Genomic DNA, 13,095 nt, shown 5'->3' with positions numbered 1-13,095 from the left:
GTCAAAGCTCCTTGCGGATGTCGACCACCCGCGTCAAACCCCACACGATCATCAACACCACGGCGAGCAGGATGATCGCGTTGGCGGCCGCCGCCGGAAACTGCAGATACCCGGTTTCGACCTGAATGATCTTGCCGACCGAGGCGATCTGCTGGCCGCCCATGACGCCGACGGTCAGGAAGTCGCCCATCACGATGGTAATCACGAAGATCGAGCCAATCACAATGCCGGTTTTGGATAACGGCAGCACCACATCGCGGATCACCTGCCAGCCGCTCGCGCCGGCATCGCGCGCTGCTTCGAGAAGCGAACGGTCGATGCGCATCATCGCGTTGAAGATCGGCACGATCATGAAGAACGTGAAAAGGTGGACGAAGGCGAGCACCACCGAGAAATTCGAATACAGCAGCCATTCAAGTGGCTGATCGATCAGATGCGCGCCGAGCAGCGCCTGGTTGACGAGGCCATTGCGGCCGAGCAGCGGGATCCACGAGATCATGCGGATCACGTTCGACGTCCAGAACGGAATCGTGCAGACCAGGAACAGGATGGTTTGCATCGCCGTCGTGCGTACGTGGAACGCCAGGAAGTAAGCAATCGAAAAGCCGAGCATGAGCGTCACTGCCCAGACGATCACGCAGAACTTGATGGTGGACAGGTACGTCTTGAAGGTGACGCACATATCCGTCATCGACGAACAGCCGTCGAAAATCGCCCGGTAGTTTTTCAGTGTGAAGGCGGGGATGATCTGATATTCGTTGAAGTCCCAGAAGCTGACGATCAGCGTGATGACGAGCGGCACGATGAAAAACAGCAGGAAGGTCAACGTCAATGGCGTCGCCTGCAGCCAGGCCGGCGTGCGGCGGTGCCGCACCGGTTGATCCTGCGCGTGAGTGGAAAGCTCGATCGATGCCATGGCGGGATATCCGTCGTCGGGAAAACTGCGGTTGCTACCGCGTTATGTGGTGGCAGCCGCAGTCTGTCCCATACAGGTGTGTGAAAAACTATGCGGCGATGAACTCGTTCCACTTCTGGACCATATAGATGTTCTCGTCCATCACGGCGTTCCAGCAGGCAATCGCACCCATGCGATCGTCGTACGAGCCGCCGTCGCGCACGGTGCCGGCCTTCTCCAGCAACTGCCCGTCCGGCGCATGAATGTCCTGCGCGGCCGCCTTGCCTTCGATCCAGTAGTCCCACTCGTACGGTTGCATATGCGTCTTCGCGGTCTCGAGCACACCTGAGTAATAGCCCTGACGCATCAGGTAAGCGCCGGCCCAGCCATCCTGGAACCAGTTGACGAACTCATACCCGGCATCGAGCTTGCGGCCTGTCAGCGAGCGCGGAAAGGCGAAGCCCGAGGCCCACGAGCGATAGCCTTCCTTCAGCGGCTGGAACTTGCAGGCGACGCCCATGGTGCGAACCTTCGTTACGGCCGGCGACCACATCGACTGGATTACCACTTCGCCGGAGGCCATCAGGTTGACGCTCTCGTTGAAGTCTTTCCAGAAGGCGCGGAACTGGCCGGAACGCTTGGCTTCGATGAGGATCTTCATGGTCTGATCGATCTCGGCCTTGGTCATATTGCCCTTGTCGCCGTACTTGATGTGCCCCATCGCTTCGATGGCCATCGCCGAATCCATGATGCCGATTGCGGGAATGTTGAGCAACGCGGCCTTGCCCTTGAACTCGGGGTTCAACAACTCGGCCCAGCTATTGATGGGGCGCTTGATCAGGTCGGGACGAATGCCGAGCGTGTCGGCGTTATAGGTGGTCGGAATCAGCGTCATCCACTCGGTTGGCGTGGCAGAAAACTCGGTGGAGCGCGGACCCGTCAGGAACATCACCTTCTTCGGCGCGGTGCCCTGGTCGCCGATCTTCTTGCCGTTCACTTCGCCCCTGGTGAGCACCGGCGTGATCTTGTCGGCCAGCTTGATTTTCTTCGCGTCCATGCCCGCAAGCGTGCCTGCGGGAATCAGCTTCTTGAGCGAGAAGTACTCGGTGTCGACGATGTCGAACGAATTGGGTTGCGTGATGATGCGCTTGGCGACGTCGTCGGTCGTGACCGGAATATATTGAATCTCGATGCCGGTATCTTCCTTGAACTTCTTCGCGATGTCGGAGCTCTGGTTCACGGCCGTGCCCAGATAGCGCAAGACGATCTTCTCTTGCGCGTGCACATAGGGGAAGCCGGCAATACCGGCCGCCGCAACTGCGCCCTTGATGAGCGTGCGGCGCTTCTGGCCTTTGTCCGTCAGCTCGGGTTCGGCCGCGGCCGGGCGCTCGTTCTGCTCACTCATTGCATTCTCCTCAGGTGACGTTCTGCTCATATGACGTTCTGGTGGGGTGTGACGAAAAAAACGGTAAAGCCTGGTTTGGGTAACCCAAAAGAGACGGCCTAGGCGGCGAGTGGATGGGCGTCCTGCTCGTTCCACCACACGACCACACGTGCTTCTGGGCCGAGCCGCGCGGGATCGTAGTCGGCGTCGCTCACCAGCGAGACGAGTTCCGGCGAGCCATCGAGTGGCACGAGCGTCATGCGCAGATGGGTACCCTGATATTCGGCTTCACGTACGGTGCAGGGGACGCCACCGATCCGCGCGAGACCGCCATCGCCTGCGGCCGCCTGAACAGGCGTCACGCCATGCGGCACCACGCGCAGATGATCGGCGCGCACGGTAAACAGACGCCCGTTGGTATTGAATACGTTATGGCCGCCAAGAAAACGTGCCACGAACTCGGTGCGCGGACGGTTGAAGACTTCGTGCGGTGTGCCGCTCTGTTCGATATGACCGTGACTCATCACGACGACCAGATCGGCCAGCGCCATCGCCTCTTCCTGGGAATGCGTAACATGCACGAAGGTGATGCCGAGATCTTTCTGCCAGCGTTTGAGTTCGGCACGCATCTGTACGCGCAGGAACGGGTCGAGCGCCGAGAGCGGTTCGTCGAGCAACAGGCAGCGCGGCTGGTTCAGTAGTGCTCGCGCGAGCGCCACGCGCTGTTGCTGGCCGCCGGACAATTGCGCGGGTTTGCGCCCCGCGTAGGCGGACATGGCTACCAGTTCCAGCAGTTCGCCGGCACGCTTGTGGCGTGCGTCTTTTGCGACGCCACGCATCTTCAGGCTGAATGCGACGTTGTCGAGCGCGCTCAGGTGGGGAAACAGGGCATAGCTCTGAAATACCATCGCCGTGCCGCGCGCCGCGGGCTCCTCGCGGGTGACATTGCGCCCGGCAATCAGCACGTCGCCATCGGTGACCGACTCATGACCCGCGATCATCCGAAGTGTCGAGGTTTTGCCGCATCCGGACGGACCGAGCAGGCAACAGTACTGGCCGCCCGGTATGCGCAGGTCGATCGCGTCGACGGCGAGTGAATCGCCGTATTGCTTCGAGACGTGCACCAGCTCGATATCGGCGGCCTCCGTGTGGAGCACGGTTGAAGCAGACTGGATCATGAAGAAGAGGTCCTCGTGAACGGTACAGGCGGATCGCGTGCGACCCTCTCAAATGCAAGACATATGCCATGCGTGTAGACTCAGCGCCGACAATCGCCAACGCGTTGCGCTGTCTAACGTCTGCAAGTTGGCTCACATATTGCAAACGATCGAAAGCCCGAATCGCTAACGATCTGGAGCCCCGTTCTTGCGCAATCGCGGTGCGTCTTCGGTCCGTTGCGGGGCATGGCAACGCCAAACCGGTTCATGTGGAGCGCTAACCGTCACTCATGGCTCTTTGAAATGACAGACTCACGGAACATGCCTGAAGCGCGCGACCGCGCCCGCGAGCCGATCGCGATGCATGGGCGCTTTCCTTACCGGCCCATTACGGATGCCGACGGGTTTCGCTGGACGGGAGACACCGGTCTCGCGGTGTATCTGGGCTTCAATATCGAACACTTTGCTTTTGGCGAAGGTCTCGGCGCGGCGCTCGGTCCGGTCTCGCCGCAGCCGGACGTGCTGAATTACAGCTGGCGCGAATACGGCAACCGGGTGGGGGCATGGCGTTGCCTCGAACTGTTCGATTATCTCGAGATGCCGGCGGGAGCGCTCATCAATACAGCGCTCTACGACCATTGCCCTGAGTTGATCGCCGCCTGCGTCGCGCGTGGCGATGAACTGATCGGCCATGGACACACCAACGCGCACCGCCAGAGCGATCTGGACGAAGACGCCGAGCGGGAGCTGCTCGTGCATTGCCGCGAACGGATCGCGGCGCAAAGCGGCACGGCGCCTTCGGGCTGGCTCTCGCCGTGGATCTCCGAATCGCACCTGACGCCAGATCTGCTCGCGCAGACAGGCTATCGCTACACGCTGAACTGGTGCCACGACGACCGGCCGGTGCGGATGGCGACGCGTGGTGCACCGCTATGGTCGATTCCGTATCCGCAGGAACTGAACGACTTGCCGATGCTGGTGGGCCGGCAGATGGACGCGTGTGCGTTTGCCGACATGATCGTCGATCAGTTCGACGAAATGCTCGAGCAGGCTAACCGCGGCAGCGCGCCGCAAGCGCTGGTGATGGGGATTGCCCTGCATCCCTATCTGGTTGGGCAGCCGTACCGGCTGCGCCATCTGCGCCGGGCGCTTCAGCATATTGCCGCGGCACGCTCGAGCGGTGACGTGTGGGTGACCACGCCAGGGGGCATCGTGGCGCACATGGATGAAGTGGAGCGCAACGCGGGCACAGATCAGAGAACACTATGACCGTGAAATCGAAGGCGGCCGCCAACGGGCAGAAGACCAGAGACCATGATTCCGAAGACGATACGGCTGTGGAAGCCCGCATCTATCAGTCGATCTTCGACGGCGTGCTCGACCATCGCCTGACGCCAGGCACGAAGCTGCCGGAGCCGCAGCTATGCCAGTTGTTCGGGGTGGGGCGCGCGGTCGTGCGGCGGGTGCTCGAAAAGCTTGCGTATGACGGTATCGTTGTCCTGCGGCCCAACAAGGGTGCGGTGATCGCTGCGCCGACGCCCGAGGAAACCCGCGAGATTTTCGAGGCACGCCGCGCGCTGGAGCGCACGCTCGTGGAACTGGCCGTGGAGAAGGCCAGTGCTCGCGACATCGAGGCTCTGCGACAACAGCTTGCCGAGGAGCACAAGGCAATGCACCGCTTCGACCAACCGGCGTGGGCCCGCCTGACGAGCTGTTTTCATCTGCGCATCGGTGCGCTGGCTGGCAATTCGATTCTGCAAAACTATCTGACGGAGCTGATTTCGCGTACGTCGCTGATTGTTGGGGTGTACGAAGCGCCGGGTAATGCGCCGTGCGAGCACGACGAACATGCGGCGATCGTTGATTGCATCGAGGCGCGCGATGCAGCGGGCGCGGTCGCCCGTATGACCTCGCATCTGCGCGAACTGGAAGAGCGCATCGAAACGTCGCGCATGCCGGGTGAGAAGAGCCTTGGGCAGTTGCTGGGGATGACCGAGGCTTGACTACTCGCGGGGCGCTTGCCGTCAGATCACGTTCGGGGCGCACCGTCTTCGTCGTCGTTTTCGTCTTCAACGCCCATGGCGCGGCCATCGCTGCGCGGATCGTGTGCACCGTAGGCGGTGCCGTCGGCATCGATCCGTATCGCGCCAGGATGACCCGCAAGCGGACTTTGAGCCGGGATGGCGCTCACATCATGACCGCGCGCAGCCAGTGCCGCGAATACGTCGGGGCCCGCATCCTCTTCGAGCTTCAGCGCATCGCGCGTATCGGAGAAGGTCTTGCCGAGTAAAAAGCGTGGACGGGCGAGGGCGCTGAGCGGATCCATGCCGTAATCGATCAGGCGCGTGAGCACGGCAGCGAGCGTTTGCGGCTGACCGTCTGCTCCTTGCGTGCCGAACAACAGGTGCGGGCGGCCATCCTTTAGATACATGCCAGGGTTAAGCGTGTGAAACGGCCGCTTGCCCGGTTGCAATGCATTGTGATGCGTGGAGTCGGTGCTGAACGATGCGCCGCGGTTGTGCCACAGAATCCCGGTGTCGCCTGCGACAACGCCACTGCCCCAGTCGAAGTAGACCGTCTGCAGAACGCTGACACTGCGGCCGTCGCGATCCGTGACGCCGATAAACACCGTGTCGCCCGGACGAAACACATGCGGCCAGGGACGCGCGGTTTGCATGCTGATGGAGTGGGCGTGGGCGTCGAGCGTGTCATCGGCGAGCATCGCGTCGACCGGTACAGTCCGGAAATCCGGATCGCAGACGAAGCGGTCCCGGTCGATGAACGCGCACTTCACCGCTTCCACCAGCAGGTGGTAATAGTCGGCACTGCCTTCGTCGATTGATCCGAGATCGAAGCGTTCAAGGATGCCCATGATTTGCAAGGTTGTAATGCCCTGCGTAGGTGGCCGCATGCTCACCAGTTCGCCGCCGCGATAGGCGACTCGCAGCGGAGGTTCGTCGCGCGCGCGGGTTTTTGCGAGGTCGGCTTGCGTCAGCGGCGAGCCAGCTTCCTGCAAGCCGCGTGCGATTCGCTCGGCCAGTTCGCCTTCGTAAAACTCACGCGCACCGAAGCGGGCGATGCGCTCGAGGCTACGTGCCAGCGTGGGCTGAACAAAGCGATCGCCGACGGCGGGGATTCGGCCGTCCGGTGCAAACGTGTTCGAGAAGCCAGGCAGTGCCTGCAATTCACCCGCACGCAAGCTCTGCCAGAAGTGCTGCGAGGGCGTGATGCGGAAACCGTTGGACGCGTAGTCGATCGCCTTTGCGAATAGCGTTGACCAGGGCGTTTGGCCTTGCCATGCAGACTGGCTTATCGCGTACACCTGATCCCATGTGTCGACGGTTGCCGCCGTGGTTAGCGCGGCTGCGGCGCCGCGCACAGGGATGGCGCCAGAGAACTCAGGCAATGCGGCCGCCGCCTGACCGATGCCCGACACGGTGCGCAACAGGCCGTTGCGGTCGCCGATCACCCAGAATGCGTCGCCGCCGAGGCCGGTGAAATGTGGGTAGGTGACGCTTAGCGCTGCGCCGATCGCGATCGCCGCCTCGATAGCATTGCCGCCAGCGCGCAGCACATCGAGCCCCGCAGCGCTGGCCAGTTCGTGCGGACTGGTGACCATGCCGCCGTTGGAGCAGGCAAGTTTCGGGTTGTGCATCGAGACTCCGGTACGGCAGAGGCGCCGTTCTGTGTCCCGAGTATAGAGGGCGCATCAGCGCCGGAAAAGTGCGGATGGCCTGATAGAGCGCATCTGTGCCTTGCGAGGCTGAATGCTTACTCCGGTGTCGGCTCCGCTTCGAGGCCCAGCCAGCTCACGCTCGACACGCCTTTTTCCATGCTCAGCCGGCTGGCGATGTGCTCGAGCTTGGGTTGATCCTTCGGATGCAGCTTGAGCGTCGCGGTTACTTCGGTACGTCGCGGATCGTTCTCGTAGTCGCGGCTCGTGAGACTCTGAAACGACAGCGGCGTCGACGACATCGAATTCGACAGCGCGGCACGGATATGGATTTCGTCCTCCTCGCGGCATACTACGGTCAACGTATATTCGCGCACGAGGTCAGCCGCCGACACCGGCGCGGTATTGATGGCGCGGCTCACTTCGCGCAGCACGGTGTTGGTAATAAGCACGATGGCGGTCCCGGCAAGGGCCGGCCCGTAGTGTCCGGTGCCGCAGAGCACACCCACTGCGGCCGCACACCACAGCGTCGCGGCCGTATTGATGCCCTGAATCGAACCCTTGTCGCGCATGATGACGCCGCCGCCGAGGAAGCCGACGCCTGACACCACGTACGAAGCGATTTGCGTGACCCCGCTGCCGTTTCCGGTCAACACGCCCAGCGTAACGAACAGGCACGCGCCGCTTGCGACGAGCGTAATGGTGCGCAGCCCGGCTGTGCGTTGCCGCATCTGGCGCTCCAGGCCGATGGCGATGCCGCACGAAAATGCGGCAAGCAGGCGGATAACAAAATCGAGTGTCATGGTTCTCTGTTCATCTTGTATGTGGGTGCGCGCAGCGCCTGCTCGATCAGCTACGACAGGGGCGTTCTCGGTACTCTCGCCACACTCCTGCTATCGTACGGTGTCACGCATGTCCCCATGCGTGGAAATCAGGCCGCATCGTGAAGCGCGGTCGGGCTCGTTCAACTCAACCTTTGCTTTTCTTCATAACGCATGTCCGGTGCATCTCTGCCCAAGCCGAAGACCTCCCGCAATCTGCGTTGGCTTGCCCTTTGGGGGCCAGGCCTGCTTGTCATGCTGGCCGATTGCGATGCCGGCAATGTCGTCACCGCTGCGCAAGCAGGCGCTCAATGGGGATTACAGTTACTGGTGGTGCTGCTTGTCCTGATCCCGTTGCTTTATATGGTCCAGGAACTCACGGTGAGGCTCGGCATCTTCGCGGGCCGCGGCCATGGCGAACTGATCCGCTCGAACTTCGGTCCCGTGTGGGCATGGATCTCCGCCGCGGGCCTCGTGATTGCGGTGCTCGGCTCGCTGGTCACGGAGTTCACAGGCGTAGCGGGCATCGGTGAAATGTATGGCGTGTCACGCTCCCTGACGTTACCGCTTGCTGTGCTCGCGTTGATAGCCGTGGTGCTGACCGGCTCGCACAAGCGCGTCGACAAGGCTGCCATCCTGATCGGCGCCTTCGAATTGACGTTCTTTGTGGTGGCCTGGAAAGCTCACCCCGATATCCGCAACGCGTTCGCGCAAATAAAAAGTCTCCCGTTTGGCAACCGCCAGTTTGGTTATATGGCCGCTGCGCTGATTGGTGCGACCTTCAATCCGTGGATGGTGTTCTACCAACAGGCTGCGGTCGCCGATAAAAAACTCACGGCACAAGATTACGGCGCGGCTCGTGCAGAAACCGCGTTGGGCGCTGTCCTCACCCAGTTGCTGACGGCAGCGGTGCTGGTCGCCGCTGCCGCGACGCTATCGGGAGACGGCAAACCGCATGCGCTCGAGAGCGTCGGTGAGATCAGCGACGCGCTTGCTACGGTCGTCGGCCCGCAAGCTGGGCGCTTCCTGTTTAGCGCGGGTGTGCTCGGTGCCTCGATGGTGGCGGCAATCGTTTGTTCGTTGTCGCTCGCCTGGGGACTCGGTGAAGTCGCGGGCTACAAGCGTTCGCTCGAAGACCGCCCCACAGGCGCGCCATGGTTTTACGGCGTGTACATCGTGTCGGTCGCCGGCAGTGCATATCTTGTCTGGCTGGCGCCGAATCTCGTTTCATTGAACGTCGCCGCTCAGGTAGTCAACGCCCTGATGTTGCCGCTAGTGGTCGGGCTGCTTATCGCCCTTAGCGTGACCTCGCTTTCCGGACAACACCGTCCGAGTGGTCTTTACCTTTGGCTGGTGTCAGGCGTGGCAGCACTCGTCAGTGTTGCCGCTATCGTCGGCGCAGTCTGGGGTTGGATGTCCTGAACGCTCGCGCGGGCCTATGGTTCAACAGACGCGAGCGAACACAGCCGCGAGTTGGCGCTCGCGACACGGTGCCATATGGACGTGCGTAACCACTGCGTTCATATGACGCTTAAGGTGCACGGGGTGTATTGCTACGGCGCGCACCGTCTGCCTGCTGGCAAGACGGCGGCTAATTGAAGAGAGCGCGGGCGTCCTGCCGGTCAGGCAGCGAAACTATTCGAAGATCGACAACTACTCGAGTCCAAGGCATTAGCCCCTTTTGTAAAGACGCCCGGATTTTAGGCGTGCGAACAAGCGAAAGTCAACATGATTCGCCCAGCAGAGCAACGATAGTTTGAAGCCTTGTACATAAGTCTTTCAGATGTGCCGAAACAGCGTACATAAGCCTTTCATCTCCTCGCTGCCACTACATTGGTCTTTCATATTTGATGGCCAGAGAGGTAACGTGAAAGCAACCTCCAAGAGGATAGGAATGTCCGGTCTGGTGGCGCTATGTAGGGCGCTCCACACGCTGCGCGCCATTACACAATCTTTGCAGCTACCTTGTCCGGTTTTGCGGCTTCTTGACGCGGCGTGTGCTGAAATACATACATCATGTATGGACTCGTTAGGGCATTCGGAGTTCTAAGTGTAGGGAGCGTCATTGCCGCTGAACTGGGCGATGACGTCGTACGGGCCGCACTTCGACGCGGCGGCCGACAGTCGAGGCTGACAAAAATGACAAATGACGAGATCAAGGCGTTGATCGTTGAGATCCGGCGCTATGCGGAGCATCGCCTTAGCGACGTCGCACGAGGCGTAGAAACACCGGCGCTGGCGGCACTGATGGTCGAGAAGTTCGGCGAGGGAATCGCGAAAGCCACCCAGTTGCTCGGGGTGGAAGGCTGTAGCGAACTCGGGCGGGAAATCGACCGGCTGGTGCGCGAGGTGGATCCGCATTATCCGACGCATCTTCAGTACCGTTTCGAAGCACGCCCGGCGGGTCTCGCCATCAACGGCGCGGCGCACTGAGGTGAAGCAGCAAGGCGTGCCGCCCGCTGGCGTTGCGCCCAACAGTATGGGGAATCGTATGACGTTCAAACAATCCAGGGGAAACATGACCGTAGAGGCCTGCGTGTTTCCCGCTCCGGGACAGATGTTCAAAGGCGCCCTTCGCGTGACCACCACGCGTGACGAAAAGACGCTGCAACAGATCACTGGACGTGGCTGTGGCCGGCCGATGCGTAGCTCCGATGCTGCGCTCGCGTTGGCTGAACTCGAAGCCCGGCGCATTCTCGGCCTCTGAGACAGGCGGCATGATATTTCGACCGCTTTTCCGGTCGCGTTTGCTCGCGCTGAGCGCGACGGGAAAAGCGGTTGGGCCATGTCGATGAATTTTTATGCGAGCTTAATGCCAATTCGTGTAGCCTGAGATCAAGCAATTGAAGCGAGGCGCGATATGGCGCATCCAATGACAAGCCTGCGGGCTCTTCTCGGAACGGGCAAGAGCCGGGTACAACCCCGCTCCCACGCCACAGCGGGTCGCAACGTGATGATGCATGTCACGCTCGACGCGCAACACGCCACGCCTTTACGCCAGGCGCTGACTCGCGACTGCGGCGACCAGCCGTGGACCATCCGGGTTGCGCCACTGCCCGGAACGGGCCGCGTGCGGCTTTCTCTCTATCTGCCCAAGACCGCAGTCGATGGAGCGATCCAGCGGGTTGCCCATCTGGCGCCCACCGCGGAATTGGGCCAATTGTTCGAAGTCCCCGATACGGTCACCGAGAGCTGGCGTGGCTTGATGCACGCCGAGTCTCCGCCACGCATCAACGCTTCCGAAGCAGCAGTGCCTCGCGAGGACGAGAATGCGCTTGCCGGCAGCGCGATCGCACAACTGATGTCGCGGGAGCATGTCCTGCTCGGTCTGGATGTAGCGGACCGGCAAGCGCTGTTCGACGAGCTCGGCCGCTTTTTCCAGCAACGTTACGGGTTGCCTGCGGACGCCGTGACCGCTGGCCTTGCCGCGCGAGAAGCTATGGGCTCGACGGGACTGGGTCAGGGCGTGGCGGTTCCGCATGGCCAGATCAAGGGCCTGCGCGAGGCGATGGTGCTGTACGTCAGGCCGGTCACGCCGATTGCCTTCGATGCGCCGGACGGAAAACCGGTTGGCGATATCGTGGTGCTGCTCGTGCCGAAATGGGCCAATACCGCGCATCTGCGTCTGCTGGCGGAAGTGGCCGAGCGGTTTTGCGACCAGCAGTTCCGTGAACAACTTCATGCCTGCGAAGATGAGCATGCCGTCTGCCAGCTGTTTGTGGAGTACGAGGCGGCCTGATTAAGAGGTGACAGGAAACGATAAGGGCCGCGTCTTGTTGAAAGCGCGGCCCTTATGCACTGAGCTGGTTAGTAACGCTGATGACCTTAGTGAGCCGCTCCGGCAAACTCCGCGCGCAAATCCTGCAATGCCTCGCGAGCGGTACTCAGACTCGCCACCAGTTGCGCGGAAGCTCGCGTAATCGGCATCCGCGTCTCGTCCGTCATGGGGTGATCGAACGCCAGCATGGCCTTGATCGCGGATGGGTTGGGGGCAGTGAACAGCAGCTTGATGACCGGCAGCAGGCTCGTGAAGAGCGTTTGAGCTTCTGTAACGCGGTCCGATTCGGCGAGCGCTTGCACTTCGATCAGCAGATCGGCGCAGACATGCGCACTGGCGAGGATCCCACCTGTGCCGCCTGAGCGCAGGCAGTCGAGGAAGGCGTCGTCCGTGCCGCACAACAGACTGATGGGCACGCTGCGCAGCCTGTCGAAGTGATCTTTTACGCATTCCTTGATCGCGACGACGTTGTCCAGCTCGGTCAGGCGCGCGACCGTATCCGGCGCGATGGCGACGCCGCTTCGATGCGGCACGTCGTAAAGCACGATCGAGCGGTCGGTTGCGAGCGCAATCTGTTCGAAGTGCCATTGCACGCCGGCCTGATCGGGACAGATATAGGAAGGGGGTGAGACCAGGTAGCCGTTGCAGTCCCAATGTTCGTAGCGGCGCAGCTCGCGGATCACCTCGCGTGTGTCGGACCCGCCGACGCCGACCAGTACCGGCAGGCGGCTGCCGACCACGTCGGTGATGGCCTGCAGTACCGTGACCCGTTCGGTCTCGGACAGCAAGGCGGCTTCGCCGGTTGTGCCCAGCGCCACCATGCCGCTGATCTCGGTGCGCGAGTAGTACTCCGCCAGATGCTGTAACGCGTCGATATCGACTTCGCCGTTGCGCATCGGCGTAACGAGCGGCAACCAGATGCCTGAATACATGATTAGCGCGCCTCCCTGCTGGCGTTGCGGCGCTTGAGCGGTCCGATCATCGCGTAGGGTAGCGAAGTAATCAACGCGTGCATCGTGAAGTCGAGGTCGTCTGGGGAGATATCGAGGTCGAGGTGAACATGGTCGTGCACAACCTCGGTGCTGACTACATACACGCCTAGCGGCGAGTGCAACAGTGACTTGAGTTGCGCACGGGCGTCGCGCTCGCAGTCGCCGAGCAGTGTCACCGGCAATAGTACGCGTGGCGAAGGGAAGGGGATGACGTTGTGGCGTGAGACGGGTTGCGCACGGTGAGTTCCGGTGTCGTAGCCCTGGAGTGTTTGCGGAAGTGCCATGAGATCGAATTCGTTGCTGTGGTTGTTCAACACAGTAACTAGAGTAGACGCCTCGGTGTAAACATCGCGCAAAAATCCGCCCGTTTGATGGAAAAATGCGATCGCGGTGGC

At 61.5% G+C, this 13,095-nt stretch carries 13 protein-coding genes; 6 read left to right on the top strand and 7 right to left on the bottom strand.

The genetic code is table 11. The annotated features are described in order from the left end of the window. Position 1 precedes the first annotated feature (1 nt). The 3 genes from M0954_RS01295 to M0954_RS01285 form a co-directional block, all read right to left on the bottom strand. On the bottom strand, positions 2-916 hold the full coding sequence (locus M0954_RS01295) for an ABC transporter permease (protein ID WP_122156322.1): 915 nt from the start codon (positions 914-916) through the stop codon (positions 2-4). Between the two features lie 88 nt (positions 917-1,004). Continuing rightward, positions 1,005-2,300, bottom strand: coding sequence for a PotD/PotF family extracellular solute-binding protein (locus M0954_RS01290; protein ID WP_122156321.1), 1,296 nt, complete (start codon positions 2,298-2,300; stop codon positions 1,005-1,007). Positions 2,301-2,398: 98 nt separating this feature from the next. After that, positions 2,399-3,457, bottom strand: a complete 1,059-nt coding sequence (locus tag M0954_RS01285; protein ID WP_122156320.1) for an ABC transporter ATP-binding protein — start codon at positions 3,455-3,457, stop codon at positions 2,399-2,401. A 282-nt stretch (positions 3,458-3,739) separates the two neighbouring features. Between M0954_RS01285 and M0954_RS01280 the strand changes: the two genes are divergently transcribed. Then, entirely contained in the window at positions 3,740-4,705 is a 966-nt protein-coding gene (locus M0954_RS01280; RefSeq protein WP_122156319.1) for a polysaccharide deacetylase family protein, read from the top strand. Beyond that, positions 4,702-5,439: a GntR family transcriptional regulator gene (locus tag M0954_RS01275; protein WP_122156318.1), complete on the top strand. Its 738-nt coding sequence runs from the start codon at positions 4,702-4,704 to the stop codon at positions 5,437-5,439. Before M0954_RS01280 ends, M0954_RS01275 begins: the two co-directional genes overlap by 4 nt. 26 nt (positions 5,440-5,465) lie before the next feature. Here the strand turns inward: M0954_RS01275 and ggt are convergent, their stop codons facing one another. Beyond that, entirely contained in the window at positions 5,466-7,091 is a 1,626-nt protein-coding gene (gene ggt, locus M0954_RS01270; protein WP_297351196.1) for a gamma-glutamyltransferase, read from the bottom strand. Between the two features lie 116 nt (positions 7,092-7,207). Continuing rightward, on the bottom strand, positions 7,208-7,912 hold the full coding sequence (locus M0954_RS01265; protein WP_122156316.1) for an MgtC/SapB family protein: 705 nt from the start codon (positions 7,910-7,912) through the stop codon (positions 7,208-7,210). A 192-nt stretch (positions 7,913-8,104) separates the two neighbouring features. On the opposite strand from M0954_RS01265, the gene M0954_RS01260 reads away from it, so the two are divergent. The 4 genes from M0954_RS01260 to M0954_RS01245 all read left to right on the top strand — a co-directional run bounded on the left by M0954_RS01260 (position 8,105) and on the right by M0954_RS01245 (position 11,669). Then, on the top strand, positions 8,105-9,352 hold the full coding sequence (locus M0954_RS01260) for an NRAMP family divalent metal transporter (RefSeq protein ID WP_122156315.1): 1,248 nt from the start codon (positions 8,105-8,107) through the stop codon (positions 9,350-9,352). A gap of 717 nt (positions 9,353-10,069) precedes the next feature. After that, the gene (locus tag M0954_RS01255) at positions 10,070-10,363 is read left to right on the top strand and encodes a hypothetical protein (protein ID WP_122156314.1); all 294 of its coding nucleotides are present in this window, start codon (positions 10,070-10,072) and stop codon (positions 10,361-10,363) included. 85 nt (positions 10,364-10,448) lie between these two features. Further along, positions 10,449-10,637, top strand: coding sequence for a hypothetical protein (locus M0954_RS01250; RefSeq protein ID WP_297351194.1), 189 nt, complete (start codon positions 10,449-10,451; stop codon positions 10,635-10,637). Between the two features lie 165 nt (positions 10,638-10,802). Continuing rightward, a complete protein-coding gene (locus M0954_RS01245) occupies positions 10,803-11,669 on the top strand; it encodes a PTS sugar transporter subunit IIA (protein ID WP_297351191.1) in 867 nt (288 codons plus the stop codon). 86 nt (positions 11,670-11,755) lie between these two features. Here M0954_RS01245 and M0954_RS01240 read toward each other — a convergent pair whose 3' ends face one another. Together M0954_RS01240 and M0954_RS01235 are read right to left on the bottom strand one after the other, a co-directional pair. Further along, positions 11,756-12,640, bottom strand: coding sequence for a 4-hydroxy-tetrahydrodipicolinate synthase (locus M0954_RS01240; protein ID WP_133894582.1), 885 nt, complete (start codon positions 12,638-12,640; stop codon positions 11,756-11,758). A gap of 2 nt (positions 12,641-12,642) precedes the next feature. After that, on the bottom strand, positions 12,643-12,984 hold the full coding sequence (locus M0954_RS01235; protein WP_123388465.1) for a hypothetical protein: 342 nt from the start codon (positions 12,982-12,984) through the stop codon (positions 12,643-12,645). Positions 12,985-13,095: the final 111 nt, after the last annotated feature.

It is taken from the genome of Paraburkholderia sp. (assembly GCF_026225065.1).
In the GTDB taxonomy this organism is placed as follows: Bacteria; Pseudomonadota; Gammaproteobacteria; order Burkholderiales; family Burkholderiaceae; genus Paraburkholderia.
This window is presented reverse-complemented; position numbering and strand designations above follow the sequence as displayed.

Bases quoted from the DNA above. Each gene is read 5' to 3' on its own strand.
- M0954_RS01290 (WP_122156321.1), bottom strand. From the start codon at position 2,300: ATGAGTGAGCAGAACGAGCGCCCGGCCGCGGCCGAACCCGAGCTGACG.
- M0954_RS01275 (WP_122156318.1), top strand. From the start codon at position 4,702: ATGACCGTGAAATCGAAGGCGGCCGCCAACGGGCAGAAGACCAGAGAC.
- M0954_RS01255 (WP_122156314.1), top strand. From the start codon at position 10,070: ATGACAAATGACGAGATCAAGGCGTTGATCGTTGAGATCCGGCGCTAT.
- M0954_RS01295 (WP_122156322.1), bottom strand. From the start codon at position 916: ATGGCATCGATCGAGCTTTCCACTCACGCGCAGGATCAACCGGTGCGG.
- M0954_RS01285 (WP_122156320.1), bottom strand. From the start codon at position 3,457: ATGATCCAGTCTGCTTCAACCGTGCTCCACACGGAGGCCGCCGATATC.
- M0954_RS01260 (WP_122156315.1), top strand. From the start codon at position 8,105: ATGTCCGGTGCATCTCTGCCCAAGCCGAAGACCTCCCGCAATCTGCGT.
- M0954_RS01245 (WP_297351191.1), top strand. From the start codon at position 10,803: ATGACAAGCCTGCGGGCTCTTCTCGGAACGGGCAAGAGCCGGGTACAA.
- M0954_RS01280 (WP_122156319.1), top strand. From the start codon at position 3,740: ATGACAGACTCACGGAACATGCCTGAAGCGCGCGACCGCGCCCGCGAG.
- ggt (WP_297351196.1), bottom strand. From the start codon at position 7,091: ATGCACAACCCGAAACTTGCCTGCTCCAACGGCGGCATGGTCACCAGT.
- M0954_RS01265 (WP_122156316.1), bottom strand. From the start codon at position 7,912: ATGACACTCGATTTTGTTATCCGCCTGCTTGCCGCATTTTCGTGCGGC.
- M0954_RS01235 (WP_123388465.1), bottom strand. From the start codon at position 12,984: ATGGCACTTCCGCAAACACTCCAGGGCTACGACACCGGAACTCACCGT.
- M0954_RS01250 (WP_297351194.1), top strand. From the start codon at position 10,449: ATGACCGTAGAGGCCTGCGTGTTTCCCGCTCCGGGACAGATGTTCAAA.
- M0954_RS01240 (WP_133894582.1), bottom strand. From the start codon at position 12,640: ATGTATTCAGGCATCTGGTTGCCGCTCGTTACGCCGATGCGCAACGGC.